We start from the raw sequence: 23,803 nt of genomic DNA, 5'->3' as shown, positions 1-23,803 counted from the left end.
CATGAAGTGAGGCGACAATGACCGGTTACAATGAGCTCAAGGGAGCAGGGCAAATCCTCGTGGTCGAGGACGACCCCGTGCAGCGCCGCCTGCTCAAGAATGCAATCGAGCGGCACGGCCATGTCGTGCACCAGGCGGAAAACGGTCGCATCGGCCTGGAAATGGTCAAACGCGACAGCGGCCTTTTCAGCGTCATCGTGCTCGATCTGATGATGCCGGAGATGACCGGCCTCGAGTTCCTCGACGCGCTTCACGAATTCGGCACGCAGATCCCGGTCATCGTTCAGACGGGGCAGGGCGGTATCGAAACGGTGGTGCAAGCGATGCGGGCCGGTGCCTTCGACTTCGTCGTCAAGCCGGTCTCGCCCGAGCGCATCGCCACCTCGATCTCGAACGCGATGAAGCTCGACCAGCGCGAGGTGAAGGCGCGGGCCGGCCGCCGGTCGCGCTCAGGCTCGGTCGGCTTCGACGACATCGTATCGGCAAGCCCGGCGATGATCCGCGTCATCGATCTCGCCCAGCGGGCGGCTCAGTCCAATATTCCCGTCGTGCTCGAAGGCGAATCCGGTGTCGGCAAGGAACTGGTGGCACGTGCCATCCAATCCGGCGGCGACCGCTCGAACAAGCCCTTCGTCACGGTCAATTGCGGGGCGATCCCGCATAATCTCGTCGAGAGCATTCTCTTCGGCCATGAGAAGGGTGCGTTTACCGGCGCGACCGAGCGCCATATCGGCAAATTCATGGAAGCCGACGGCGGCACCATTTTCCTGGACGAGATCGGCGACCTGCCGCTCGATGTGCAGGTGAAGCTGTTGCGCGCCGTGCAGCAGGGCGAGATCGAGACCGTCGGTGCGCGCACCGCCCATAAGGTCAATGTCCGGCTGATCTCGGCGACCAACAAGGATCTGATCGAGGAGGTCAAGAACGGCCATTTCCGCGAGGATCTCTACTATCGCCTCAACGTCTTCCCGATCACCATTCCGGCGCTGCGCAAACGCAAGGAGGACATTCCGAATCTGGTGCGTGTCTTTGCCGAGCGCTTCTCCAGCGAGCAGAAAAATGGTCGCCGCATGACGGTGAACTCGGGCACGCTGGCGTTGCTGACCGCCTATGACTGGCCAGGCAATATCCGCCAGCTCGAAAACGCAATCTTCCGCGCGGTCGTTCTCGCCGAAGGGCCGGAGCTGACCGAGGGGGACTTCCCGCAGATCGCCGCCCAGCTTCCGGAATACGAAGTCGTGGATCACCTGGCGCTCGTTGCCGACAATACCGGCCTCGATCCCGACGACACCTATGGTGAGGATTTCAGGGCGTCGATCTCGGGAGCGGTGCATCACCGTCTGTCCGAAGCCTCCGAAAACGCGATCGCCAGCGTCAATCCCGCCGGCGACGTACGCAGGCTTGCCGACGTCGAGGAAGAGCTCATTCGATTCGCGCTCAAATTCTATCGCGGGCAGATGAGTCAAGTGGCGCGCAAACTTGGCATTGGCCGGTCCACACTTTATCGCAAGCTCAAGGATTACGGTATAGACCCCGACAATCCCCAGAAAGATGCGGCTTAAGCGCTTTTTGTTAAGACTAAGGCAACCACGATTTGTTACTGGTCATAAACCACTTGTTAGTGGCTCGTTCACTATGTAAAGAAAAGGTTGATCATGTGTGGCATTTTTGCCATCGTGTGACCGCATTTGACAGTCATCTGAGACAGTACGGGACATTGTCTGTCTGACGGGGATCGAGTTGCCGAATCTGAATGGGAATTCCAAGCGTTCGCGCTTGAGCTGGCGTTTGTTGTGCGCCGACATTTGCGGAAAGGCAATAAGGACGGCAGCGGCCGCCCTTCTTGCGCTCGCGGTTTCCTCACCGGTATTCGTTGGTACACCTTCGCAGGCCGCGGGCGACACCCGCAGCCTCAAGCTCTATTTCATCCATACCGGCGAAAAAGCCGTCATCACCTACAAGCGCAACGGCAAGTTCGACCCGAAGGGTCTGGAGCAGCTGAACCGCTTCCTGCGCGACTGGCGCAAGAATCAGCCGACGAAGATGGATCCGCGCCTGTTCGACCTGATCTGGGACGTCTATCGCCAGAGCGGTTCGAGGGATTATATCAACGTCGTCTGCGGTTTCCGTTCGCCGGGAACTAACGAGATGCTGCGCGGCCGCTCGCGCAACTCAGGCGTCGCCGAAAAGAGCCAGCATATGCTCGGCAAGGCGATGGACTTCTTCATTCCGGACGTCAAACTCGCGACATTACGTGGGATCGGCATGAAGATGCAGGTCGGCGGCGTCGGCTTCTATCCGAAATCAGGATCGCCCTTCGTGCATATGGACGTCGGCGGCGTTCGCGCCTGGCCGCGCATGAGCCGTGACGAGCTTGTCCGGCTTTTCCCGAACGGCAACACCATTCATATTCCGGCTGACGGCAAGCCGCTGCCGGGCTACCAGCAGGCGATGGTCGACTACAAGCGCCGCGTCAGCGGCACGCAGATCGAGATCGCCAGCGCCTCCGAATCGGCGCCGAAGCACAAGACGCTGTTTGCCGCGCTGTTCGGCGGCGGAGCGGATGAGCAGGAAGACGATACGGACGATTCGACCCCTGTTGCCGTCGCCAAGGCGACGCCGCCGAAGGCCGAGCCAGCCCCTGCCGAGCCGCAACAGACCGAGGTCGCCGATCTGAACGCGCCGGTGCCGCAGGTTCGCCCGGCATTCAGCAACCAGCCGGCCGGCAGCGACGTGGCGAGCGCGCTCGTCGCACCGTCTTCGGGTAATGCGGCGCAACAGGCTCTTGCGGCGGCCCTTCCGGCCGATCAGGCCCAACCGCAGCAGTTTGCCGATCTCAGCGCCTATAGTATTCCGGTCCCCTCGCTTCTCGGCCCGCGCCGTGCGCCTGGCGACGCCGAGCTTGCGTCGCTGACGGGCGCCAATGCCCTGCCGGTTCCGACGCCGGTCGAACGCCCTGCCGTTGCCGAGAACCTTCTTGCCGCGGCCGATGCCGATCCCGAAGCGGAGGCCGACGAAGCTGATCAGGACGCGTTGTCTCCCGCCGTCGCCGATGCGCTCGACCAGCAGCGAAACGAGGGTGCGGAAAGTCAGATCGCGTCGAAGGCGCCGCCAATCACAGTAGAGCAGGCGATCAACGCCGCGATGACGCAAAAGGCGCCTGCCGCAAAGCCGCCGCTCGAACTCGCCGCCTTGGCGCCGATGTCCAAATCGGCAAGCTTTGGCGACGGCTTCGACGAACCGGCCGCCGAAAGCGCTGTGGCTCAAGGACTTCCTGCCAAGGGCGGCCGCCCGACGCACAAGGAAGCCGCCGCAGCCGATGCCAGCCGCGCGGCAGTGCGCACCGAGCCGAAGCTGACGGAAAAGATGATCTCGCAGTGGGCGCTGACCAATGCCCGCCTTGAAATGGCCTCCAAGCAGGTCAAGGCGCCGCGTTTCGTCAGCCAGACGATGCGTGCCCAACCGACCGCCGTCTATGCCGAGGGCTTCAATGTCAAGACCGCTTCGGTCGACCCCGCCCGCTTCAGCGGCACGGCGGTGAACTTCATGCAAGTGCGCAAGTTCAACACGAACTGAGCCGGCCGATCATGAAATATCGAAAACCGTCGGAGCGATTCCGGCGGTTTTTCTTTGTCCGCTTCCACCGAGGCGAGGTGACCGTTTAGCCAAGCGTGTTCCAGAGCATGATGCCGAAAAGTGTGAGCGGTTTTCTTATGACATCCTGTTCTAAAGCGCGTCGCATCAAGCTTGATTCATGCGACGCGCTTTAGTCCTTTGTTTTATGCATGTCGTTATCCCGGAACCGCTGCACACTTCCGGGCGACATGCATTGGGCAAAAGACAAGCCGCCGGAAGGCCCGGCGGCTTGTCGGCATCCGCGATGCGCGGCGGATCAGCCTTCCGGCGGCGACTCGATCATACCGAGCGCGAGCAGGTAGGTGTCGAGGATGGCTTCCTCCTCCATGCGCTCCTGCTCGTCCTTCTTGCGCAGCGCCACGACCTTCTTCAGGATCTTGGTATCGAAGCCGGTTCCCTTGGCTTCGCCATAGACGTCCTTGATATCGTCGGCGATGGTCTTCTTTTCTTCTTCCAGCCGTTCAATGCGCTCGATGAAAGCGCGAAGCTGATCGCGGGCGACGCCATGAGCATCAGACATCGTGTTCTCCTGATTTTTCGGGTGATCAATTTGGATGCACGTGACTGCCGCGAAGCGGCGTCACGGTCAAGCCTGTTGTCGGCAAGCCAAGCTATTTGTGTGGGTTGTTCAGTTCAAAAGCAGCCTTTTGCACAGGCGAGGCCTCGTTCTGGTGAAGATTCTTCCAGTCTTCATACGGCATGCCATAGACCATCTCGCGCGATTCGTCCCGGGTAATTGGGACACCCTCAGCCTCGGCGGCTTCGCGATACCAGTTCGACAGGCAGTTGCGGCAGAAGCCGGCCAGGTTCATCAGGTCGATGTTCTGAACGTCGTTGCGCTCGCGAAGATGTGCGAGGAGGCGGCGGAAGGCTGCGGCCTCGAATTCGGTCTGCTGTGTTTTGCTGAGCGCGGTCATCTCGCTTTCCTTTCTTCACCAGGGGCCTTCGGGGGCCTTTCACTCAATAGGGACCTGTGCGCGACAGGTGGACGTCGTATTCGTGCAGGGCCGGATCGGCATTCATCGCCGCAAAGATCGGCGCCAGGCGTTCGGCCCATGCTGATATTCCGGCCTCGTCTGCGATCAGGTCCTGGCGCACCTCGAGCAGCGCGTGCGGAATGCCGGTGATCATGCAGTGCTGGTACATGGTATCGCCCTTCAGCGCGCCGTCATAGGGTTCGTTATCGCCGACGACAAGATCGGGATCGGCGCGCAACCTTTGGAGCAGCGGCCCGACGGCGCGGTGGTCGCTATCCCAAAGCACGGCGGCGTGCCAGGGGCGGGAAATGCCCTTCCAGGCCGGGGTGAAGGAGTGCAGCGACAGCACCAGCGGCGCCCTGCCGGTGGCATTCGCCACCTTGTCGATCGTTACGGCCACGGCACCGTGATAGGGGCGATGAAAGGTTTCGATGCGGGCATTCCACTCCTGCGGCGTGATCGGATGATTGCCTGTTATGACGGCGCCGTCGGAGATCTTCATGATCAAGGTCGGATCGTCTTCGCCGCGGTTCGGGTCGATCAGCAGGCGCGAAAAGCCGCCGAGTACCGCGGGCACGCCGAGCCTCGCCGAAAGCTGCCGCGTCAGCCCCTCAATGCCGATGTCATAGGCGATGTGCCGGGCGAAGGCGGCGTCGGGCAGGCCGAGCCGGCCATATCGCGCCGGAAGGCGGTTCATCGCGTGATCTGCGAGGATCACCATGCCTTTGTCATGTTTGCCGGGTAGGATTTCGAAGGATTGGAAGTCGTCCATCAGGAATTGCCGTTTGTCATTGCGCAGTCGGTGGCAGTGATCGCATGCGTCTGCGCCACGTTCAAGCGCCGCAGGCGGACAGCGGTTGAGCCGGACCCTCGACGGGTGGTTTGTGAAAGGAAATATAATCGATTAGCATTGCGTTGACTTTCGCTTGACGGCGGCGCAAGAAGACACCGATACGAATAACCGTGGAGCTATTTGGGAGCCGTGTTGATCCAAGCCGCGCCAAGTTTCCTCACGCGGTCCGGACCGCTGGTCCGTCTCGCTCTGTTCGCTCTTGCAGCCATCATGCCGTTTTTCATCGCAGATGCCGCACGCGCCGATTTTCGCGTCTGCAACGGAACGCAAAATCTCGTCGGCGTCGCGATCGGCTACCGGGCCAAGGATGGCTGGATGACCGAGGGCTGGTGGCAGGTGCCGGCAACGACCTGCGCCACGTTGATCGAGGGAGAATTGCAGTCGCGTTATTATTACCTCTACGCAGAGGACGCCGCCCGGGGAGGACGATGGACGGGCGACGTGCAGATGTGCGTGGCGGAAAACGAGTTCAAGATTACGGGTGTGCAGGATTGTTATGCCCGCGGTTACCAGAAGATGGGATTCAAGGAATATGATACGGGCCGCCAGGGTAGCTGGATGGTCCAACTCTCCGACACCCCAGGGACGCAAGAAAGCCAGAATTGATGAAGCGTAATCGCAAAATTAAAATCCTCGCCACCCTCGGGCCTGCCTCCGCCGAGGAATCGATGATCGAGAAGCTGCACCAGGCCGGTGCCGATGTCTTCCGCATCAACATGAGCCATGCAAGCCACGACCTGATGCGTACGCTGATCCAGCGCATCCGCTCGGTTGAAGCGCGCTGCGGCCGGCCGATCGGCATTCTCGCTGACCTGCAGGGACCGAAACTGCGTGTCGGCAAGTTCGTCGACAGCAAGGTCGACCTGAAGCCCGGCCAAACCTTCACGCTCGACAACAACGAAGCGCTCGGTGATCAGAACCGCGTCTTTCTGCCGCATCCCGAGATCCTGGAATCGGTGCAGCCCGGCCACCGCCTGTTGATCGATGACGGCAAGCTCGCGCTCCGCGCCGAAAAATGCGACGGCAAGAGCATCGTCACCACTGTTATTTCGGGCACGCGCATCTCCGACCGCAAGGGCGTCAGCCTTCCCGACACGCTGCTCGGCGTCGGCGCACTGACAGACAAGGACCGCGCCGACCTCGACGCCGTGCTCGCCACCGACGATGTCGATTGGGTGGCGCTGTCCTTCGTCCAGCGTCCCGATGACCTTGCCGAAGTGCGCAAGATCGCCCGTGGCCGTGTCGGCCTGATGTCGAAGATCGAAAAGCCGCAGGCGCTCGAGCGTATCGAGGAAATCATCGAGCTTTCCGACGCGTTGATGGTCGCCCGCGGCGATCTCGGGGTCGAAATGCCGCTCGAATCGGTTCCCGGTATCCAGAAGCAGCTGATCCGCGCCTGCCGCCGTTCGGGTAAGCCGGTGGTCGTCGCCACGCAGATGCTGGAATCGATGATCTCCTCGCCGGTGCCGACGCGCGCCGAAGTTTCCGACGTCGCAACCGCCGTCTTCGAAGGTGCGGATGCCGTCATGCTCTCGGCCGAATCCGCTTCCGGCGATTATCCGGTCGAGGCCGTCTCTACCATGGCGTCGATTGCCACCGCCATCGAGCGCGAGCCGCATTATCCCGGCATCATCTACGCCCAGCGTGCCCAGCCCGAAGCGACCGGCGCCGATGCGATCTCGCTTGCTGCCCGTCAGATCGCCGAGACGCTGAAGCTGTCGGCGATTGTCTGTTACACCTCGTCGGGCACGACGGGCCTTCGCGCCTCGCGCGAGCGGCCGCAGGTGCCGATCCTGGCGCTGTCGCCGATCATCAAGACGGCACGCCGCCTTGCCGTCGTCTGGGGCCTGCATTGCGTCGTCACCCATGACGCGACCGATCTCGACGACATGGTCAACCGCGCCTGCCGCATCGTCGCCGACGAAGGCTTCGGCAAGCCGGGCGACCGCATCATCATCTCGGCCGGCGTGCCGCTCGGCACGCCCGGCGCCACCAATATGATCCGCATTGCCTATATCGGCTCCGACGGCCAAAGCGGCATCTGATCCGATCGGTCCGTTTGAAAGCCCGCTGCCTCAAGAGGCGGCGGGCTTTTTCTTTGACAGGACAGCATTGCTAAGCGCTGCTGTGCGTGCAAGTTTCGATCCCTGGATTGGGAGGGATCATCATGGATATCGTCACGCTTCTGGCTTTTGCAGCCGTTTCTTTTGTCGGTATCGCCACACCGGGGCCGACGGTGCTGCTGGCGCTGACCAATGGTTCGAGGCATGGCCTGCGCCGGGCGATTGCCGGCATGATCGGCGCGGTGCTTTCCGATTTCGTGTTGATCGGCGCCGTCGCGATCGGCCTCGGCGCCTTGCTGGCGGCATCGGAATTCTGGTTTTCAATGCTGAAATGGGCGGGTGCTGCCTATCTCGCCTTTCTCGGCATTATGCTGCTGCGCTCGAAGGGCACGATCGATGCGGCGCTGAAATCCGGGGCGTCTTCGAGGGCGATATCTCCCTTCTCGATCGGACTGAAGAGCTTCATGGTCGCGGCGACCAATCCGAAGGGCTATTTGTTCTTCTCGGCCTTCCTGCCGCAGTTCATTGATCCCACCCTGCCACAGGCAACGCAGTATGCGCTGCTCGCGCTCACCTTTGCCGCACTCGATTTTCTCATCATGTTCGGCTACGCCTTTTTCGGCTCGCGGGCGGTGCGTTTCCTGAAAACCTCGGGCGCCCTATGGTTGGAACGGGCTTGCGGCGGCGCGCTGTTGGCGCTTGCCGGCTCGCTCGCCTTTTATCGCCGGGCAATTGCTTGAGCTCAGGGTCGAGCCAGGGATAGATGGCCGACGCGATAGGCCTGCGTGTGCGCGTCAATTTCAGGAATTTCTCGCCACAGCCTGAAGCGCACCCGCGTCCATGTCGTCGGCTCGAAGCCGGAGGCCGAGGCGAGTGCGCCGCCGGTCGCGACGTCGGCCGCAGCCTCCGCGCTGTCGGCACGGCGGATTTCGGTGAGCGGCGCGTAGGGCTCGATACGCAGTACATCGCGCGTGGCAAATCTGGCCGCGGCGACGTCCGGCGAGATTTCTGCCTGCCAGACGATCCAGGTCCTCACCTGCGGCCAGCCGAAGGCGCCGGTGAGCGTTTGGAAAGCCGGGCCGCAGAGGAAGTCGCTTGCCCCTTCCGGCTCTTGCCAGAGATAGAAGGGCGCATAGAGATTGTCGCGGCTGCCGAATTCGCCCTTAAGGGCACTGAGATAGGCCTTGAAGCCGAGATTGGGAAAGCCGTCGAGCAGCGGACCTTTGTCGCGGATGCGGCGGTCGATGACCGACATGTCGTAATCGGCGGGCAGGGTAAAGCTGTACTGCATGGCGATCATGACCGGGCCTCCACCGGCTGCAGCCATTCGACGATGCTTCCGTTTTCGGCCGGCTGGATGCTGATATAGCTGAAAGGGCTGTCATCGGCTGCGCCATGCCAGTGGCGCTCGCCGGGGGCAAACCAGACGGCGTCGCCGGCGCGCAGTTTCTCGACGGGACCACCCTTGCTCTGTGCCAGCCCATGACCCGAAAGCACGTAGAGCAACTGGCCCCTGGGGTGCGTATGCCAGCGTGTGATAGTGCCGGGATCGAGTGTCGCGCGCATTGCGGTGTTCTCACCGTCGGCCCCGCCTTCGAGCAACATTTCGACCCAGAAAGGCGCCGTTGCAACGCCTTCCGGCGAGCGCACCGCCCTGCCGGGGCGCCTGATGGTCATCGTCTTCGGGTTCAACGTGGTCATTGCCGGCCTCCGACCGTCCGCAGCCGCCAGTCGGGATCGGTCATCTGGGCGATGCCGTTGCCGAAAGACCAATCATCCGGTGCGCTGGTGCTGATGACGATCATCACATCCTCGGGCCGGAGGCCCGGCGATTGCGCCAGAAGTTCGCCGAGCCGCCGATAGAGCGCAGCCTTCATCTCGGCTGTCCGGGGCCTGCCGATCGTGATCGAGATGTAGACGAAATCGTCGGAGCGGGGACCGGCGAGGTAGCTGCGGTCGAAGATCAGCTCGTTCTCATCATGCTGATGGATGGCCTGGAAGCGGTCGTTTTCGGGCACGTCGAAGGTCTCGACCAAGGCACGCTGGATGTTGTCGGCCAGTGCGGCGAGATAGTCCGACGACTTGCCTTTGCGAAGCGAAATTCGAACGAAGGGCATCTGGATCTCCATGGTTCAGGCCGTTCGTCGGCCTTGACAGCAGAACCATCGCACAGCACAATGATGCTGAAAATCAGAAAGTTATGGATCGATGATCCTGAAAAATGGGATTATAGAATGCGGCGGACAATTTTCGATCTCGATGTGCTCCGTACCTTTTCGACCGGTATGGAGCTCGGCAATTTCGCCAAGGCGGCCGAAAGGCTCGGGCGTTCCACCTCGGCGGTCAGCGCGCAGCTGAAGAAGCTGGAGGAGCAGGCCGGCACGCCGATCTTCCGCAAGGTGGGGCGCGGCCTGGCGCTGACCGACGCCGGCGAGACGATGCTCGGTTATGCCAGGCGGCTGCTGGAACTCAACGACGAGGCGGCTGCGGCCGTGCACAGCGTCGAGCTGGAGGGCTGGGTGCGGCTCGGCCTGCAGGAGGATTTTGGCGAAAACCTGCTGCCGGAGGTGCTCGGCCGCTTCGCGCGTGCCCATCCGAAGGTCCGCATCGAAGCGCGGGTGGTGCGCAATGCCGAACTGCTCGAGCGCGTCACCTCAGGCAAGCTCGATCTGGCGCTTGCCTGGAGCGATGGCACACGGACTTCGCATTGCGAGCAGATTGGCGAGGTGCCGATGCGTTGGATTGGACCTGTCGAGGGAGCCCCGGGCTGGCATGCGGCAAGCGGTGAGCCGATGCCGCTCGCTTCGCTGGAGGCGCCATGCCTATTGCGAAGTGCTGCGACCCGGGCACTTGACGAGGCGGGCATTTCCTGGCGTCTCGCCTTTGTCAGCCCCAGCCTCGGCGGTCTCTGGGCAGCGGCGGCGGCGGGCCTCGGCATCACCATCCGTACACCGATCGGCCTGCCGGCAAAGGTCCGACCGCTGGCGCCGGAGACGATTGGCCTGCCTGATTTGCCAAAGCTCGGTTTGGTCCTGCATCGGGCCGAAGCCGAACCGCAACCGGCTGCGGCCCGGCTTGCCGAACTCGTGCTGCAATCGGTGCATGGCGCCCTGCGCGGGACGGCGGCCTGACACATCACATCTGCCGTTGCTGTAGGGCGGTGCGCCGAATTGCCTGCGGCGGCTGGCCGAAAGCGCGCAGGAAGGCACGGCGCATGCGCTCGTGATCCCCAAAGCCGGTTTCGCGGGCAACGACGTCGATCGGGTGGCGGCCCTGCTCCATCATCAGGCGGGCGGCTTCCAACCGCAGGTTCTCAACTGCCTTGGCCGGTGATTGTCCGGTCTCGGCGCGAAAGGCGCGGCTAAACTGGCGGAGGCTAAGGTGGGCCGCTTCCGCCAGTTCCTCAACTGGCAGCGCCGATTTCAGATTGCTGCGGGCGTAGGCGAGTGCCTTCTGGATGCGGTCCGATTTGGGCTCCAGTTCCAGAAGGGCGGAAAATTGCGACTGGCCGCCGGCCCGGCGATGATAGACGACGAGCTTGCGGGAAATGGCACGGGCCACCTCGAAACCGTGATCCTTCTCAACCATCGCCAAAGCCAGATCGAGACCGGCCGTCATACCGGCCGAGGTCCAGACGGAACCGTCGATGATGAAGATCCGGTCTTCTTCCATTTTTATTTTTGGATATCGGCTTTGCAGTTGGCGCGAGACATACCAATGCGTCGTCGCCCGACGGCCGTCGAGAATGCCGGCTTCGGCAAGAAAGAAGGCGCCGGTGCAGATCGAGGCCAAGCGACGGGTAGCGGGCAGGGCGGCGCGGATGAAGTCGGCTTCTGCTGCGCTCGGCAGCCTGACGCCAGGCGCTCCCGCCACGATCAGCGTGTCGAGGGCCGGGTCGCCAAAGGCCTCCGTCTCCATCACCATGCCAAGCGAGTTGGCAATCGACCCACCATGTTCAGAGAGATAATGGATGTCGTAAGCCTTTTCCTCAAGTTCGATATTGGTGAACTCGAAGGCGGAAACGGCCGCCAAGCTCATAATCTGGAAGCCGGGATAGAGCAGAAAGCCAATTCGTTGCACGATCATCAGATCCCAAATGATGTCCTGAAAGGTGGTATATATGACATTCAGGACATGCGCAATCGGGCGTAAGACTCTCCTCAAGCGCAGGGCATCAGGCCAGGGCGTATTCAAGGAGACGGATCATGACACAGGAACTGAAGGGCACGGCGCTGGTGACCGGTGCATCCTCGGGCATCGGCGCAGTCTACGCCCATAGGCTGGCGAAGCAGGGTTACGACCTCATCATCGTCGCCCGCAACGGCGAACGGCTGAAGTCGCTGGCAAGCCGGTTGACGGCGGAAACCGGCCGGACGGTCGAGACTGTCGTGGCCGATCTCGGCGACAAGACAGGCCTCGCCCGCATCGAAGGCGTACTGAAGGAAGACCGGAGCATTACGCTTCTCGTCAACAACGCCGGCGTCGGCGGAACGGCGCCGCTGCTTTCCTCCGATGTCGACAAGATGCAGGCGATGATCGAGCTCAATGTGACGGCGCTGACACGGCTGACCTATGCCGTCGTGCCGGGTTTCGTCGCCCGCGGCGGCGGTACGATCATCAATATTTCTTCCATCGTCGCGATCTCCCCAGAGATGCTAAATGGCGTCTATGGCGGCACGAAAGCCTTCGTACTCGCCTTCAGCCAGTCGCTGAAGCATGAGCTGGCGGAAAAGAACATCCGCATTCAGGTCGTGCTGCCCGGCGCCACTGCGACGGAATTCTGGGGCATCGCCGGCACGCCGGTCGAGTATCTGCCGAATGAGATCGTGATGTCTGCAGAAAACATGGTCGATGCGTCGCTCTCGGGCCTCGGGCAGGGCGAGTTCGCAACGATCCGGTCACTCGAGGATGCAGGCCTGCTTGCCGCCTACGAGGAGGCGCGTCAGGCGTTGATGCCGAACCTGTCTCGCACCGTGCCGGCGGAACGCTACAAGATCGCATGACGGTCGCCGATGAAAGACCGTCCGCCGCTGCTGCTGCGGACGGGTCACGGGCGTTCCTGAAATCCGAGGCCGTTTACAGCCTGCGCCGACACGGTATCTCAGCCGAAGCGTCCCAGCGCCATGGCGAAGATATCGGCATCGACATTGCCGCCTGAGGTAACGGCGACGACGGTGTCGCTTTCCAGCGCCTCGCCATGGAAGAGGGCGGCAGCAAGCGCCACCGCCCCGCCGGGCTCGACGACGATCTTCAGCCTGACGAAGGCGAGCGCCATGGCGCGCAGCGCCTCATCGTCGGTGACGACGATGCCGGCGCCGGCGAGACGCTTGAGGATCGGGAAGGTGATATTGCCAGGCTGCGGCGTGAGGATCGCATCGCAGATCGAGCCTGCTGTCGACGCATTACGTTCGATCCTGCCGGAGGCGAGCGAGCGGGTGGTGTCGTCGAAATCCTTGGGCTCGCAGGGGCGGACGCGAAAGCCGGGGGCGCTGGCTTCGAGTGCGAGCGCGATGCCGGAGGTCAATCCGCCGCCGCCGCAGGGAACGAGGACTTCAGCTGACGTCACGCCTTCCTCTTCCGCCTGCTCTGAAATCTCCAGACCGGTCGTGCCCTGACCGGCGATTACCAGCGGTTCGTCGAAAGGCTTGATCAGTGTCAGGCCGCGCTCGGCCGAAAGCCTCGCGCCGATCTCGTCGCGATCCTCATTGACACGGTCGTAGAGGACGACGTCGGCGCCGAAGGCGCGGGTGTTGGCGATCTTCAGCTTCGGCGCATCGCTCGGCATGATGATGACCGAGGGCACATTGTGCAGCTTTGCGGCAAGCGCGACGCCCTGGGCATGGTTGCCGGAGGAGAAGGCGATGACGCCCTTGGCGCGCACGGCCGGATCGAGGCCGGAGACGGCCGACCAGCCGCCGCGAAACTTGAACGAGCCGGAATGCTGCAGGCATTCCGCCTTCACGAACAGGCGCCGGCCGGCGATTTCGTTGAGGAAGGGGGAGGAGAGAAGCGGCGTACGCCTGATGTGACCGCGCAGACGGGCGCGGGCGGCGACAATCATTTCAATGCTGACCATTCGGGAATCGTCCTGCTTGCGGGTTCGCTCTTGCTTAGGGTGCGGCAAGCGACTTGTGAACGGCGACTTTGTCACCGTGACATGAATGGTGCATCGCGTTTGCCGCTCGCTGCAAGCTGCCGACGTCAGTAGCCGTTGGCCGAACCCTCCGCCGCGCGGCTGTCCATGGCCCCATTATACCGCGCACCGCCGCCCTTTTTGATGGCGGCGAGGCTTTTGCCGCCGACGAGGATGCCGGCGGCCTGGCCCCAGAGCGGCGCGTCATTGCCGCCATCGAAGCTGTAGCCCATGGCGGCGAGGGTCTTTTCCGTATCGGGCGACAGCGCATAGGGTTCGAGATAGACCTTGTCGGGCTGCCATTGATGGTGGATACGCGGCGCGTTCACCGCCTGGCTGATATCCATGCCGAAATCGACGACGTTGAGGATCGCCTCCAGCGTAATGGTGATGATACGCGAGCCGCCGGGGCTGCCGATCACCATGAAGGGCTTGCCGTCCTTGGTGACGATCGTCGGGCTCATCGAGGAGAGCGGTGTCTTCTTCGGAGCGATGGCATTCGCTTCGCCCTGCACCAGGCCGTAGAGGTTCGGCACGCCGGGCTTGGAGGTGAAATCGTCCATCTCGTTGTTGAGCAGGACGCCGGTGCCCGGTGCCACGACGGCGGTGCCAAAGGAGCCGTTCAGCGTATAGGTGACGGCAACGGCATTGCCCTCGTCGTCGATGATCGAATAATGCGTCGTCTCGGTACTTTCCTTGCCGCCGAGCGGTTTGAGGTTGGCGGAAGTGCCAGCCTTGTAGGGATCGATCTTGGCGTCGATTTCCTTGGCATAGGCCTTGTCGATGAGTTTTTCGACCGGATTCTCGACGAAATCGGGGTCGCCGAGCGCAGCATTGCGATCGACATAAGCATAGCGCATGGCCTCGACCATGACATGGACGGTGTCGGCTGAACCGTAGCCCAGGTAGGAAAGTGGATAATTTTCGAGAACGTTGAGGATCTCGCAGATGATGACGCCGCCGGAGGAAGGCGGCGGTGAGGAGATGATGTCGTAGCCGCGATAATTGCACTCGACCGGCTTCAACTCGCGCACGGCATATTGCTCGAAATCCTCCTTGGCGAGGATGCCGCCCTTGGCCTGGCTTGCCTTGACGATCGCCTCGGCGGGTGCTGCCTTATAGAAGGCGTCCGGACCTTTTTGGGAGATGCCTGCCAGGACCGCGGCAAGGTCGGGCTGCTCGAGCTTTTCGCCCGATGCATAAGGTTTGCCGTCGGGTTTCAGGAAGATCTTCGCCGCCGCCTCGTCTTTGGCGAGCCGCTTGGCGCTGCCGGCGAGGCTCGCGGCGTCGCCCTGTTCCAGCGTGAAGCCCTCCGTGGCGAAGCGCAGTGCCGGTGCGATCAAATCCTGGCGCGACTTTGTACCGTATTTCTCGCGGGCGGTTTCGAAGCCCATGACGGAGCCTGGAACGCCAACGGCAAGATAACCGTCGAGGCTGGCGCGCGGCACGATATCGCCCTTGGCATCGAGATACATGGTCTTCGTGGCGGCGAGCGGCGCACGTTCGCGAAAATCGAGGAAGGTCTTCGTGCCGTCCTTCAGGCGGATGGTCATGAAGCCGCCGCCGCCGAGGTTGCCGGCCGAGGGATAGACGACCGCCAGCGCATAACCGACGGCGACGGCTGCATCGACGGCATTGCCGCCGCCCTTCAGCACCTCGACGCCGACATTGGTCGCCAGGTGCTGGGCAGTGACGACCATGCCGTGCTCGGCTTCGACAGGGGCAGGCGAGGCGGCGAGCGCCGGAGTCAGGCACAGCGACAGGGCTGATATGACGGAGATCGTCCCAATATGCAGGCGGCCCATGACTTCCCCTCTAGTGGACAATGATGGGAAGCATATGGGGCTGCGGCGGCCCGAGGCAATGCAAGGTTTGGCTTTAGGCGAGAAGCTCGGCGAGTTTCCGGTTGGTGTCCTCATCATCCAGCGGGGTATAGACAACGAGCTTCATCTCCGGCCGGCTCGTCAGCGTCAGCGCTGTATGCTCGAAGCACATGCGGCCTTTTACCGGATGGTCGATGCGCTTGATACCCGACAGCGGGCTGACGACTTCGTGGCGCTGCCACCAGTCACGAAATTCAGAGCTTGCCTGTTTCAGCAGGGCGATCAGTCGCTCGAAATCCGGATCACCGGCATAACGCGCGCTGTCGGCGCGAAACATCGCCAGCGAGACGCGGGCAACCGCCTCCCAATCGACGAGGAGCCGACAATGCGTCGGGTCGGCGAAGAGGCGATGCATGATGTTGCGCTCGTCACGGTCGAGCGTGTCATAACCGCCGAAGAGTACTTCGGCGGCGCGGTTCCAGGCGAGCACATCCCAGCGGCGGCCAAGCACATAGGCCGGTTGGTGCGTGAGGTTGGCGAGTATACGCTGCAGCGGTTCGTCGACGCATTCGGGTATGCTGGATACTGTCTGCGACGCCTGGCGGTCATTGAGGGTGAAGAGATGTTGGCGTTCGGCCTCGTCGAGACGCAGCGCATCGGCAAGGGCATTGAGCACCTGTGCGGAGGGGCGGACGTCGCGGCCCTGTTCCAGCCATGTGTACCAGGTAGTGCCGACGCCGGCGAGCATGGCGAGCTCCTCACGCCTCAAACCCGGCGTGCGTCGCCGAAAACCCTCTGGCAAGCCGACCTCGAACGGCGTCAGCCGCTCGCGACGAGAGCGCAGGAAGGCCGCGAATTCACGGCGGCGGGCTTCGAATGTGTCGGCTCTCTGGTCCATGCCAGGGATCATATCAGTATCGATACCAGGATAAAAACAGAACTGTTTGACGTTTCCAGGCGGCGCATGATGCAGGCGTCGCTGGTGGTCGAAGCGCCTGCGGCTCGATTAATTTAGGAGCAGCATCATGTCTTTACAGCATGTCGTCGTCATCGGCGGCTCTTCCGGCATCGGCCTCGCCACGGCGAAATTACTTTTGAAACAGGGATATACGGTCACCATTGCGGGCCGCGACGGCGAAAAGCTTGCCGCAGCAAAAGCATCGCTCGACGGCGATATGCGCAGCCTCGTGCTTGATGCGACGGATTTTTCCACACTCGGGCAGGCCTTCGCCGGAATTGGCGCGTTCGGTCATCTGGTGCTGGCGATGGGCAGTGGTCACGGCGCCGGACCTTTTGCGACGCTCGACATGGCGGATCTGCTTGCCGGGTTCCAGAGCAAGCTCATTCCGCATGCCGCGGCGGCGCAGGCGGCATTGCCAGTGCTTGAGCCGGGCGGCAGCATCACTTTCGTTTCGGCGGTCAGCGCGCAGGCCGCGATGCCCGGCACGGCTGGCCTTGCGGCCGTCAATGCCGGCATCGAGGCGATGGTGCCGGTGCTGGCCGCCGAATTGAAGCCGCTGCGCGTCAACGGCGTTTCACCTGGGGTCGTCGATACGCCGTGGTGGGGTTTCCTGCCGCCCGAGCAGCGTGGCGGCGTGTTTGCGGACTTTGCCAGCCGCACGCCGGTCGGCCGCGTCGGCAGGCCCGAGGACATCGCGGAGGCGATCGCCTTCCTGATCGGAAACGGCTTCATGAGCGGCCACGTCATCACCTGCGACGGCGGTGTGCGTCTCAGCGCCTGATGCAGGTTTAATGCATGTTGCCCGGAAGTGTGCAGCGGTTCCGGGATAACGACATGCATAAAAACAAAGGACTGCAGCGTTGCCGCCGAGAAACGCGAGCCGGAGAGGTCATACGCCCGTCTGGGCGCCAGGCCCCAACGAGGGTACGATTCCAAGCGTCTGATCGCGTGATGCGGCGGCGAGCCTCTCCTCGGCTCTGCGGGCGATTGCCTGCAGGTCGCGTGGCTTGCCGGCCATCTTCTCGATGGCGGCGATGGCGACGTCGGTTGCGAGATAATCCGGCTTGTGGCCGACACCGCGAACGGTGATGAGCTCGGAGCCTGTTATGTCGCGGGCCAGGCCGCGCGAATGCAGGTGCTCCCAGACGATCTCGTCGCTGTCGCCTGTTATGATGACGGTCGGCGCGGTGATCCGCGCATAGAGCGGCGACTGTTCCTTCACATAGGCAAGCAGTTTTTTGAAATCGGCGGCGTTGTTGTGGAAGGTGCTCGGCCGCAGCACCAAGGAAGGACCGGTCTTTTCGATGTAATCGACCGGGCGCGGATTGGGGCGGAAAATATTCAGGGTGCCGCGTTCCAGCCGGCTCAGCCCGAACGGCACGACGATCGCGTGGTTGAAGAGCCAGCCGACGATCGGCACAGTTGCCACGTGATAATACCAGTCGATGCCGCCGGGCCAAGGGTGGGTGGCGGGTGCGAGGAAGAGCAGGCCTGATGTCTTATCGGGATGGCGCAGACCGAAGGCGGCTACGATCGCACCGCCGAAGGAATGGCCGACGATAACAGCCCTTTCGATGCCGCGCTTTTCCATCAGCCTGGCGATCGCATCGGCCTGACCGGAGGGAACCGCGTTATCAGGACCGCCGCGTTCGGAATAACCGTGGCCGGGACGATCGACGAACAGCATTTCCGCCCTGCCTTCGAGCGCAGCGCGGAAGGCAACGATCTGGTCAAGCAAGTTGCCACTGGCGCCGTGAATGAAAACGAGGGCCGGCAGATCGGCATTTTCGGGACGCTCGATATGGACGGCATTCATGCGGTAACCGCCAACATCCGTCAGTTCGCCGATATTCGGATAGGCATATTCGAATTGCCGCGCCTTATAGGAGGAGTAACCGATGGCGGCGGCGAGCGGGGCGAGAAGAGCGGAAACTTCTGCAAACATGATCTTAACGGCCGATAGTTGCGGCGGCTTTGCCGAGAGCGGACGCGCTGCGTCGTTTCCCGTCTACAGTTCTAAATTGCGCGGCTTGGCTGGAGGTCAAGATCGGCGAGCCGAGATCAGGTGCGGTTGCCGGCGAGTTTTTCCGCAAGCGTGTTGACCTGTTCCTGGGCGGTGCGCTCGGCGGGATAGACATCGAGGAAACGCTCCCAAGCCTTCAAGGTCAGCTGGTCGTTGCCGGAGTTGCTGAGAATCGCCGCCATGCCGGAGAGCGCGCCGAAATGGCGCGGCTCGAGATCGAGCACGTGTTCGATGTCCGACATCGATTTGCGATAATTGCCCATGACGAAGTTCAGCGTGGCGCGACGGTTCCAGCTTTCGGCATAATCGGGCTTCAGCGCGATCGCCTCGTCGAGGAAATCGAGGGCGGCGGGATTGCGCTTTTCCTCGATTGCCTTGTCGGCCCACTGCATCAGCAGATTGACGGTGGCGCTGCCGGAATCGTTCCATTCCATGCGGATCTCATTGGCGATGCCGTTGGCCTTGTCGGGGTCGCGCTCGCGTTTCAGCTGGCTGAAGAGTTGGTCGAGGTGTTGCTTCGGCGAATTGGCGACATCCGTCTGCTCGACGATAACATCCTTTTCCGCCGCAGCAGCCGGAAAGGCGGAGGTTAGGAGGATGAGGGCGAGCGGCAACGCCGCTGACGTCAAAGCAAAAAAGCGCATGGCGGACATACTAGCCCGCCAACGCCGAAGATCAAACAAATTTGACGTGATCACCGCAGCGACCACCGGATATATCTGCTGGCGCAACTGCGCGGCAAGGCGATCCGGGCGCGCGAAATCAGCCCTGACGAGCCTTGAAGCGCGGGTTCAGCTTGTTGATGATATAGATGCGGCCCTTGCGGCGAACCAGACGGTTGTCACGGTGACGAGCCTTGAGCGACTTGAGCGAATTCTTGATCTTCATTTTTCTGATCCGCGATCTCTATGGGGGAATTCACATTCGCCCGTATCTTTAACAATCAAAAGCGCGCCATCGGGCGCGCTGTTTAGGTGGGGAGCAGATACCCCGTCACCTTTTCCGTGTCAACCGCATGACGGTGTTTTTCCAAAGGCGCAAAGGTGTTTTCTCAGGCTAAAACCGGCGATTTCGGCGTCAAGGTGGTGACATGACCCATCTTGCGGCCGGGGCGCCACTCGGTCTTGCCGTAGAGATGAACCAGCGTATCCGGACGCTGCAGCCAGTTGGGAACGGCCAGGATATCGTCGCCGATCAGGTTCTGCATGATGCAGTCGGAATGACGTCCAGCGTCTCCCAAAGGCATTCCGGCAACGGCGCGGATATGCTGCTCGAACTGGCTGACGACGCAGGCGGCCTCCGTCCAGTGACCGGAGTTGTGGACACGCGGCGCCATCTCGTTGGCAATCAGGCCGCCATCGGCAAGCACAAAGAATTCGATGCCAATGACGCCGACATAGTTCAATGCTGCGAGGATCTTTTCGGCCGATCGGCGCGCGGCGTCCGCCGTCGTCGGCGAGATCGTAGCGGGAACCGTCGAGGTGTAGAGAATGCCGCTGCGATGGACATTCTCGGCGGGATCGAAGCAGACGACCGTACCGTCCGTGGCGCGCGCAGCGATGATCGAGATCTCGCGCTCGAAGGCGACGAAGCTTTCCAGGATGAGCGGCACGGCCCCGAGCGCGGCATAGGCGCCATCCGGGCTGTCGGCCACTGAGCGAAAAACCTTCTGGCCCTTGCCGTCATAACCGAGACGGCGGGTCTTCAGCACGCCCTGGCCGCCGAAATCCTCAAGCGCCATTTCGAGATCGGTCTGGCTGTCGATCGCGTGGAAGCGGGCGGTGGTTATGCCGCAGCCGTTGAGAAAACGTTTTTCGACTAGGCGGTCCTGGGCGGCCTCCAGCGCCTTGGGCGGCGGATAGACGGCCACGCTGGCCGAGAGCGTTTCGGCGGCTTTAACGGGCACGTTCTCGAATTCGTAGGTAACGACATCGCAGACATCGGCGAGTTCGGCGAGTGCCGCCGGATCGTCATAGGCGGCGGTAATCTGCCGGTTGGCGAGTTGGGCGGCCGGGCAGTCCGTCTGCGGTTCGAGAATGACCGTGCGAAAATTCAACCGGGCGGCGGCAATGGCCAGCATGCGGCCGAGCTGGCCGCCGCCGATGATGCCGATCGTTCTTGCCGTCATAGGTCGTCCATCGGGTATTCGGCGACCGCAGCACTCTGGCGCTCGCGCCACTCGTCGAGCCGGTCGGCGATTTCTTCGTCGGAAAGGGCAAGTACGGCGGCGGCGAGAAGGGCAGCGTTGACCGCGCCGGCCTTGCCGATGGCGAGCGTTCCTACAGGAATGCCGGCCGGCATCTGCACGATGGAAAGAAGGCTGTCCTGGCCCGACATGGCTTTGGACTGGACCGGTACCCCGAAAACCGGCAGCGGCGTCATCGATGCGGCCATGCCCGGCAGGTGGGCGGCGCCGCCGGCGCCGGCGATGATGACCTTGAAGCCCTCCGTGCGGGCGCCCTTGGCAAAATTGAACAGCCGGTCGGGTGTGCGGTGCGCCGAAATGATGCGCGCGTCATAAGGGATTTCCAGCGCCTCCAGTGTGTCGGCGGCGTTTTTCATGGTCTCCCAGTCGGACTGGCTGCCCATGATGATGGCGACGGACGGTCTGTCTGTCATCATTGCTGCTATCCCCTCAGGCGATGATGTCAGGGATGATCTGATCTTCCAGCTTGGAGAGCCTGTCCTTGATGACAAGCTTCTTCTTCTTCATGCGCTGGACCCGCAGAGCATCGCATCCTATCTGGATCATGGCGTTGATCGCGGCGTCGAAATCCTCGTGCTCCTGGCGCAGACGCGCCACAATGAGCCTGATTTCCGCCTGTTCCTGATCGGCCATATGCATTCCCCGTTATCGTCCTCGGACCTTGTCCGATCTGCCGATGATTTCCGCAAGCTCCTATCACCAAATACAGGTAACGGCTAGTTAGTCTTGATCATGAAATTGCCATCCAGTCTCCATCTTTTGGCCTTCGACAAGCCTTCAAAAATATGTCACAGTCCGCCGCGTTGACACCTTGATCCCCGACGATGATGGCCGGGGAGGGTAAGAGGAAGGAAGGGTCAAATGACAGTTCAAGCTCATCTTGAATCACTCCAGAAAAAGCATGTCGCTCTTGAGGAGGAGTTGCATACGCTCAGAACAGCTCCCTCTATCTCCGATACGGAAATTGCCGAATGCAAGCGCCGCAAGTTGCGCATCAAGGACGAGATTATGCGTCTCAAGTCATCCGTCCACTGATCTTCCCAAGGGTCGCCGGTCGACCATCTTGCGAACGAAAAGGTAAATCCATCCATTCCGCCTGAAATCAGCAAGAACCGGTGATTTTACACCAGATTTGCGCCAGCCCGATGCCTGCAGCATCGCGGCTGGCGCTTTTGGGTCGTAGGCTTTGAGCAGCGGTGCATCATAAGCATCATGTCCCACAGTCTCGCGGGAGCAGGCATCAAGCCCAGAACTGATCGAGCCACAAATTAAGCTTGTCGAATCCGCGGTTATTGACAGTGTAAATGCGCTTCGTGCCTTCAGAGGTCACTGAGACGAGATTGCTTTCGAGCAGCGCCTTCAAATGTTGCGACACGGCCGGGCGGCTGATCGGCAGACCCTCGGCGAGCTCGTTGACTGTCCGTGGCGCGCGGCGCAGTTCCTCCAGCAGAAACCGCCGGTTCGGATCGGCAATCGCAGAGAAAGGGTCCGTGTTCGACATGGCGGGAACGCTACGGCAAACCGGCCGGTCCAGCAAGGAAATTGTGCATTGCAGCGTACTACAGCGCCGCTGTTACACTTAGAATTGCCGACTCTACCAGCCAAGACCCTCGCGCACGATCAGGAAGGCGGCGATCAGGGCCATCGCATACATGAACGGATAAAAGATCGCCGGCTTCATACGGCGCACGCACCAGGCGCCGGCAATGGTGGCGAGCGGAGCGAAGGGCAGAAGCGTCGCGGAGGTCGCAAGATTTTGGGTGTCGAGCTGGCCGAGCGCGAAATAGGGGATCAGCTTGATGGCGTTGAGGATCGCGAAGAAGCGCACGCTTGTGCCGGTATATTCGCGCGGCTGTAGCTTGAGCGGCAGGGCATAGATCTGGAAGGGCGCACCGCCGGCATGGGCGACAAAGCTGCCGTAACCAGAAAATGTGCCCCAGAGGCCGGCGGCCACCGGTCGCTGGCCGCGCGGCGGGATTATCTTGCCGGCGCCCGGGCCGTAATTGTTCCAGAAATAGCGCAGGCAGAAGAGAATGGTCACCGCGCCGATGACGATGCGCAGAATATTGCCCGGAACGAGCGCCGAAGTCGCCCAGCCGAGCGCGATGCCGAAGATTGCCCCCGGCAGCATGATCTTCAGCGTCGCCCAGTCGCCATGTCTGCGCCAGATGACGAGCGAGATCATGTCCATGAAGACCAGGATCGGCAGCAGGATCGCCGCCGCCTCGACCGGCGAGACGACGAGGGCGAGGAATGGCAGGCCGATCAGCGACAAAGCGTCGCCCATACCGCCCTTTGCGAGGCCTACCAGCAGAACGGCGGGCACGGCGGCGTAGTAGAATGACAAATCCTGCGGCATGCTTTCGACGTCCTCCTCTTGCAAGCCTCGTCTAACGGAACTACTCACACAAAACGAGTGCGGATCCCTCCTTTCGAAGGGGAATTCGCAGGAAACGGAAAGACCCCATGACCGAACCGGAAAACCGCTGCCGCCTTGTGCTCATCACACCTGATATCGCCGATGCCGATGAACAGGCAAGGATCGTTGCCGACGCGCTGAGGGGCGGCGATGTCGCCTCGGTGATCGTGCCGCAATACGGGCTTGACGATGGCACCTTCCAGAAACATGCGGAAAAACTGGTGCCGCTGATCCAGAGTGCCGGAGCGGCCGCGCTAATTTCAGGCGACAGCCGTGTGGCGGGACGGGCAAAGGCCGATGGCCTGCACCTTTCCGGCAATGCCGAGGCGCTTTCGGAAGCGATCGAAAAACATGCGCCGAAGCTGATCGTCGGCGGCGGTAACGCAGCCGACCGCCACAATGCACTGCAGATCGGCGAAGTCAGGCCCGACTATATCTTTTTTGGCAAGCTCGACGGCGATATCAAGCCGGAGGCCCATCCGAAGAACCTTGCGCTTGGCGAATGGTGGGCCTCGATGATCGAGATTCCTTGCATTGTCATGGGTGGCACCGATCCTGCTTCGGCGCTTGCCGTCGCCGAGACCGGAGCGGAGTTCGTGGCACTGCGGCTGGCAGTCTTCGGCGAACCCACCCGAGCGCCATCGATCGTCGCCGAAGTCAACGCGCTGCTTGACGAAAAAGCGCCACGGTTTGAGGATTGAAATCGCGC

At 62.0% G+C, this 23,803-nt stretch carries 28 protein-coding genes; 10 read left to right on the top strand and 18 right to left on the bottom strand.

Annotated features, from left to right (window positions below; all coding sequences use genetic code 11):
- Positions 1-17 precede the first annotated feature (17 nt).
- Together HJB89_RS15850 and HJB89_RS15845 are read left to right on the top strand one after the other, a co-directional pair.
- Positions 18-1,562 (top strand): sigma-54 dependent transcriptional regulator, encoded by a 1,545-nt coding sequence (locus HJB89_RS15850; protein ID WP_207581748.1) that lies wholly within the window; start codon positions 18-20, stop codon positions 1,560-1,562.
- Positions 1,563-1,740: 178 nt separating this feature from the next.
- Positions 1,741-3,576 carry a DUF882 domain-containing protein gene (locus HJB89_RS15845; protein ID WP_221150181.1) on the top strand — a complete coding sequence of 612 codons (1,836 nt, stop codon included), beginning with the start codon at positions 1,741-1,743 and terminating at the stop codon, positions 3,574-3,576.
- A 316-nt stretch (positions 3,577-3,892) separates the two neighbouring features.
- On the opposite strand, the gene HJB89_RS15840 is transcribed toward HJB89_RS15845, so the two are convergent.
- The 3 genes from HJB89_RS15840 to HJB89_RS15830 form a co-directional block, all read right to left on the bottom strand.
- The gene (locus HJB89_RS15840; protein ID WP_007631616.1) at positions 3,893-4,156 is read right to left on the bottom strand and encodes a DUF2312 domain-containing protein; all 264 of its coding nucleotides are present in this window, start codon (positions 4,154-4,156) and stop codon (positions 3,893-3,895) included.
- A 91-nt stretch (positions 4,157-4,247) separates the two neighbouring features.
- Complete coding sequence (locus HJB89_RS15835; RefSeq protein WP_207581746.1) at positions 4,248-4,553, bottom strand: DUF1244 domain-containing protein; 306 nt, start codon at positions 4,551-4,553, stop codon at positions 4,248-4,250.
- Between the two features lie 43 nt (positions 4,554-4,596).
- Positions 4,597-5,385: an N-formylglutamate amidohydrolase gene (locus HJB89_RS15830; RefSeq protein WP_221150179.1), complete on the bottom strand. Its 789-nt coding sequence runs from the start codon at positions 5,383-5,385 to the stop codon at positions 4,597-4,599.
- A gap of 201 nt (positions 5,386-5,586) precedes the next feature.
- Between HJB89_RS15830 and HJB89_RS15825 the strand changes: the two genes are divergently transcribed.
- The 3 genes from HJB89_RS15825 (at position 5,587) to HJB89_RS15815 (ending at position 8,269) form a co-directional block, all read left to right on the top strand.
- Entirely contained in the window at positions 5,587-6,072 is a 486-nt protein-coding gene (locus HJB89_RS15825) for a DUF1036 domain-containing protein (protein WP_089152718.1), read from the top strand.
- Entirely contained in the window at positions 6,072-7,511 is a 1,440-nt protein-coding gene (pyk, locus tag HJB89_RS15820; RefSeq protein WP_207581744.1) for a pyruvate kinase, read from the top strand. Before HJB89_RS15825 ends, pyk begins: the two co-directional genes overlap by 1 nt.
- A gap of 122 nt (positions 7,512-7,633) precedes the next feature.
- Entirely contained in the window at positions 7,634-8,269 is a 636-nt protein-coding gene (locus HJB89_RS15815) for a LysE family translocator (protein WP_221116420.1), read from the top strand.
- 2 nt (positions 8,270-8,271) lie between these two features.
- On the opposite strand, the gene HJB89_RS15810 is transcribed toward HJB89_RS15815, so the two are convergent.
- Genes HJB89_RS15810 through HJB89_RS15800 form a run of 3 tightly spaced genes read right to left on the bottom strand, consistent with a single transcriptional unit; the run spans position 8,272 to position 9,646 of the window.
- Positions 8,272-8,829 (bottom strand): DUF4865 family protein, encoded by a 558-nt coding sequence (locus tag HJB89_RS15810; protein ID WP_221116419.1) that lies wholly within the window; start codon positions 8,827-8,829, stop codon positions 8,272-8,274.
- Positions 8,826-9,230 (bottom strand): cupin domain-containing protein, encoded by a 405-nt coding sequence (locus HJB89_RS15805; RefSeq protein WP_221116416.1) that lies wholly within the window; start codon positions 9,228-9,230, stop codon positions 8,826-8,828. The genes HJB89_RS15810 and HJB89_RS15805 overlap by 4 nt, the downstream gene beginning before the upstream one ends.
- The gene (locus HJB89_RS15800; RefSeq protein WP_221131767.1) at positions 9,227-9,646 is read right to left on the bottom strand and encodes a tautomerase family protein; all 420 of its coding nucleotides are present in this window, start codon (positions 9,644-9,646) and stop codon (positions 9,227-9,229) included. The genes HJB89_RS15805 and HJB89_RS15800 overlap by 4 nt, the downstream gene beginning before the upstream one ends.
- A gap of 117 nt (positions 9,647-9,763) precedes the next feature.
- On the opposite strand from HJB89_RS15800, the gene HJB89_RS15795 reads away from it, so the two are divergent.
- Positions 9,764-10,660: a LysR substrate-binding domain-containing protein gene (locus HJB89_RS15795; RefSeq protein ID WP_207581739.1), complete on the top strand. Its 897-nt coding sequence runs from the start codon at positions 9,764-9,766 to the stop codon at positions 10,658-10,660.
- 4 nt (positions 10,661-10,664) lie between these two features.
- Here the strand turns inward: HJB89_RS15795 and HJB89_RS15790 are convergent, their stop codons facing one another.
- Positions 10,665-11,609, bottom strand: coding sequence for a GlxA family transcriptional regulator (locus HJB89_RS15790; RefSeq protein ID WP_405048983.1), 945 nt, complete (start codon positions 11,607-11,609; stop codon positions 10,665-10,667).
- A 125-nt stretch (positions 11,610-11,734) separates the two neighbouring features.
- On the opposite strand from HJB89_RS15790, the gene HJB89_RS15785 reads away from it, so the two are divergent.
- Complete coding sequence (locus tag HJB89_RS15785; protein ID WP_221150177.1) at positions 11,735-12,532, top strand: SDR family oxidoreductase; 798 nt, start codon at positions 11,735-11,737, stop codon at positions 12,530-12,532.
- A 98-nt stretch (positions 12,533-12,630) separates the two neighbouring features.
- Here the strand turns inward: HJB89_RS15785 and HJB89_RS15780 are convergent, their stop codons facing one another.
- The 3 genes from HJB89_RS15780 to HJB89_RS15770 form a co-directional block, all read right to left on the bottom strand.
- Positions 12,631-13,605, bottom strand: a complete 975-nt coding sequence (locus tag HJB89_RS15780) for a threonine/serine dehydratase (protein WP_221116413.1) — start codon at positions 13,603-13,605, stop codon at positions 12,631-12,633.
- 125 nt (positions 13,606-13,730) lie between these two features.
- A complete protein-coding gene (gene ggt / locus HJB89_RS15775; RefSeq protein ID WP_221150176.1) occupies positions 13,731-15,467 on the bottom strand; it encodes a gamma-glutamyltransferase in 1,737 nt (578 codons plus the stop codon).
- Between the two features lie 73 nt (positions 15,468-15,540).
- Positions 15,541-16,395, bottom strand: a complete 855-nt coding sequence (locus HJB89_RS15770) for a helix-turn-helix transcriptional regulator (RefSeq protein WP_207581734.1) — start codon at positions 16,393-16,395, stop codon at positions 15,541-15,543.
- A 115-nt stretch (positions 16,396-16,510) separates the two neighbouring features.
- On the opposite strand from HJB89_RS15770, the gene HJB89_RS15765 reads away from it, so the two are divergent.
- Positions 16,511-17,227 carry an SDR family oxidoreductase gene (locus HJB89_RS15765; protein WP_221150175.1) on the top strand — a complete coding sequence of 239 codons (717 nt, stop codon included), beginning with the start codon at positions 16,511-16,513 and terminating at the stop codon, positions 17,225-17,227.
- A 108-nt stretch (positions 17,228-17,335) separates the two neighbouring features.
- Here the strand turns inward: HJB89_RS15765 and HJB89_RS15760 are convergent, their stop codons facing one another.
- The 6 genes from HJB89_RS15760 to HJB89_RS15735 form a co-directional block, all read right to left on the bottom strand.
- Complete coding sequence (locus HJB89_RS15760) at positions 17,336-18,391, bottom strand: alpha/beta hydrolase (RefSeq protein ID WP_221150174.1); 1,056 nt, start codon at positions 18,389-18,391, stop codon at positions 17,336-17,338.
- 116 nt (positions 18,392-18,507) lie between these two features.
- Positions 18,508-19,122: a hypothetical protein gene (locus HJB89_RS15755; RefSeq protein WP_221150173.1), complete on the bottom strand. Its 615-nt coding sequence runs from the start codon at positions 19,120-19,122 to the stop codon at positions 18,508-18,510.
- Positions 19,123-19,231: 109 nt separating this feature from the next.
- The gene (gene ykgO / locus HJB89_RS15750; RefSeq protein ID WP_003566454.1) at positions 19,232-19,357 is read right to left on the bottom strand and encodes a type B 50S ribosomal protein L36; all 126 of its coding nucleotides are present in this window, start codon (positions 19,355-19,357) and stop codon (positions 19,232-19,234) included.
- A 163-nt stretch (positions 19,358-19,520) separates the two neighbouring features.
- The gene (locus tag HJB89_RS15745) at positions 19,521-20,597 is read right to left on the bottom strand and encodes a 5-(carboxyamino)imidazole ribonucleotide synthase (protein WP_221150172.1); all 1,077 of its coding nucleotides are present in this window, start codon (positions 20,595-20,597) and stop codon (positions 19,521-19,523) included.
- Positions 20,594-21,088: a 5-(carboxyamino)imidazole ribonucleotide mutase gene (gene purE, locus HJB89_RS15740; RefSeq protein ID WP_221150232.1), complete on the bottom strand. Its 495-nt coding sequence runs from the start codon at positions 21,086-21,088 to the stop codon at positions 20,594-20,596. The genes HJB89_RS15745 and purE overlap by 4 nt, the downstream gene beginning before the upstream one ends.
- Before the next feature lie 16 nt (positions 21,089-21,104).
- On the bottom strand, positions 21,105-21,308 hold the full coding sequence (locus HJB89_RS15735) for a YdcH family protein (RefSeq protein ID WP_164008191.1): 204 nt from the start codon (positions 21,306-21,308) through the stop codon (positions 21,105-21,107).
- 228 nt (positions 21,309-21,536) lie between these two features.
- Here HJB89_RS15735 and HJB89_RS15730 point away from each other — a divergent pair, with 228 nt between their 5' ends.
- A complete protein-coding gene (locus HJB89_RS15730) occupies positions 21,537-21,710 on the top strand; it encodes a YdcH family protein (RefSeq protein ID WP_007631579.1) in 174 nt (57 codons plus the stop codon).
- 205 nt (positions 21,711-21,915) lie between these two features.
- Here the strand turns inward: HJB89_RS15730 and HJB89_RS15725 are convergent, their stop codons facing one another.
- Both HJB89_RS15725 and HJB89_RS15720 read right to left on the bottom strand, forming a co-directional pair.
- Positions 21,916-22,176, bottom strand: a complete 261-nt coding sequence (locus HJB89_RS15725; protein ID WP_164008189.1) for a helix-turn-helix transcriptional regulator — start codon at positions 22,174-22,176, stop codon at positions 21,916-21,918.
- A gap of 93 nt (positions 22,177-22,269) precedes the next feature.
- Positions 22,270-23,034 (bottom strand): sulfite exporter TauE/SafE family protein, encoded by a 765-nt coding sequence (locus tag HJB89_RS15720; protein ID WP_207581729.1) that lies wholly within the window; start codon positions 23,032-23,034, stop codon positions 22,270-22,272.
- Positions 23,035-23,141: 107 nt separating this feature from the next.
- On the opposite strand from HJB89_RS15720, the gene HJB89_RS15715 reads away from it, so the two are divergent.
- The gene (locus tag HJB89_RS15715; RefSeq protein ID WP_207581728.1) at positions 23,142-23,795 is read left to right on the top strand and encodes a thiamine phosphate synthase; all 654 of its coding nucleotides are present in this window, start codon (positions 23,142-23,144) and stop codon (positions 23,793-23,795) included.
- The last annotated feature ends 8 nt before the right edge of the window (positions 23,796-23,803 follow it).

Origin of the sequence: Rhizobium sp. NZLR8 (genome assembly GCF_019685025.1) — a bacterium.
Taxonomy (GTDB): Bacteria; Pseudomonadota; Alphaproteobacteria; order Rhizobiales; family Rhizobiaceae; genus Rhizobium.
This window is presented reverse-complemented; position numbering and strand designations above follow the sequence as displayed.

What these genes read in the sequence shown, in the direction of transcription:
- HJB89_RS15850 (WP_207581748.1), top strand. Translation starts at nt 18, where the DNA reads ATGACCGGTTACAATGAGCTCAAGGGAGCAGGGCAAATCCTCGTGGTC.
- HJB89_RS15840 (WP_007631616.1), bottom strand. Translation starts at nt 4,156, where the DNA reads ATGTCTGATGCTCATGGCGTCGCCCGCGATCAGCTTCGCGCTTTCATC.
- HJB89_RS15835 (WP_207581746.1), bottom strand. Translation starts at nt 4,553, where the DNA reads ATGACCGCGCTCAGCAAAACACAGCAGACCGAATTCGAGGCCGCAGCC.
- HJB89_RS15830 (WP_221150179.1), bottom strand. Translation starts at nt 5,385, where the DNA reads ATGGACGACTTCCAATCCTTCGAAATCCTACCCGGCAAACATGACAAA.
- pyk (WP_207581744.1), top strand. Translation starts at nt 6,072, where the DNA reads ATGAAGCGTAATCGCAAAATTAAAATCCTCGCCACCCTCGGGCCTGCC.
- HJB89_RS15815 (WP_221116420.1), top strand. Translation starts at nt 7,634, where the DNA reads ATGGATATCGTCACGCTTCTGGCTTTTGCAGCCGTTTCTTTTGTCGGT.
- HJB89_RS15810 (WP_221116419.1), bottom strand. Translation starts at nt 8,829, where the DNA reads ATGATCGCCATGCAGTACAGCTTTACCCTGCCCGCCGATTACGACATG.
- HJB89_RS15805 (WP_221116416.1), bottom strand. Translation starts at nt 9,230, where the DNA reads ATGACCACGTTGAACCCGAAGACGATGACCATCAGGCGCCCCGGCAGG.
- HJB89_RS15800 (WP_221131767.1), bottom strand. Translation starts at nt 9,646, where the DNA reads ATGCCCTTCGTTCGAATTTCGCTTCGCAAAGGCAAGTCGTCGGACTAT.
- HJB89_RS15795 (WP_207581739.1), top strand. Translation starts at nt 9,764, where the DNA reads ATGCGGCGGACAATTTTCGATCTCGATGTGCTCCGTACCTTTTCGACC.
- HJB89_RS15785 (WP_221150177.1), top strand. Translation starts at nt 11,735, where the DNA reads ATGACACAGGAACTGAAGGGCACGGCGCTGGTGACCGGTGCATCCTCG.
- HJB89_RS15780 (WP_221116413.1), bottom strand. Translation starts at nt 13,605, where the DNA reads ATGGTCAGCATTGAAATGATTGTCGCCGCCCGCGCCCGTCTGCGCGGT.
- ggt (WP_221150176.1), bottom strand. Translation starts at nt 15,467, where the DNA reads ATGGGCCGCCTGCATATTGGGACGATCTCCGTCATATCAGCCCTGTCG.
- HJB89_RS15770 (WP_207581734.1), bottom strand. Translation starts at nt 16,395, where the DNA reads ATGATCCCTGGCATGGACCAGAGAGCCGACACATTCGAAGCCCGCCGC.
- HJB89_RS15765 (WP_221150175.1), top strand. Translation starts at nt 16,511, where the DNA reads ATGTCTTTACAGCATGTCGTCGTCATCGGCGGCTCTTCCGGCATCGGC.
- HJB89_RS15760 (WP_221150174.1), bottom strand. Translation starts at nt 18,391, where the DNA reads ATGTTTGCAGAAGTTTCCGCTCTTCTCGCCCCGCTCGCCGCCGCCATC.
- HJB89_RS15755 (WP_221150173.1), bottom strand. Translation starts at nt 19,122, where the DNA reads ATGTCCGCCATGCGCTTTTTTGCTTTGACGTCAGCGGCGTTGCCGCTC.
- ykgO (WP_003566454.1), bottom strand. Translation starts at nt 19,357, where the DNA reads ATGAAGATCAAGAATTCGCTCAAGTCGCTCAAGGCTCGTCACCGTGAC.
- HJB89_RS15745 (WP_221150172.1), bottom strand. Translation starts at nt 20,597, where the DNA reads ATGACGGCAAGAACGATCGGCATCATCGGCGGCGGCCAGCTCGGCCGC.
- purE (WP_221150232.1), bottom strand. Translation starts at nt 21,088, where the DNA reads ATGACAGACAGACCGTCCGTCGCCATCATCATGGGCAGCCAGTCCGAC.
- HJB89_RS15735 (WP_164008191.1), bottom strand. Translation starts at nt 21,308, where the DNA reads ATGGCCGATCAGGAACAGGCGGAAATCAGGCTCATTGTGGCGCGTCTG.
- HJB89_RS15730 (WP_007631579.1), top strand. Translation starts at nt 21,537, where the DNA reads ATGACAGTTCAAGCTCATCTTGAATCACTCCAGAAAAAGCATGTCGCT.
- HJB89_RS15725 (WP_164008189.1), bottom strand. Translation starts at nt 22,176, where the DNA reads ATGTCGAACACGGACCCTTTCTCTGCGATTGCCGATCCGAACCGGCGG.
- HJB89_RS15720 (WP_207581729.1), bottom strand. Translation starts at nt 23,034, where the DNA reads ATGCCGCAGGATTTGTCATTCTACTACGCCGCCGTGCCCGCCGTTCTG.
- HJB89_RS15715 (WP_207581728.1), top strand. Translation starts at nt 23,142, where the DNA reads ATGACCGAACCGGAAAACCGCTGCCGCCTTGTGCTCATCACACCTGAT.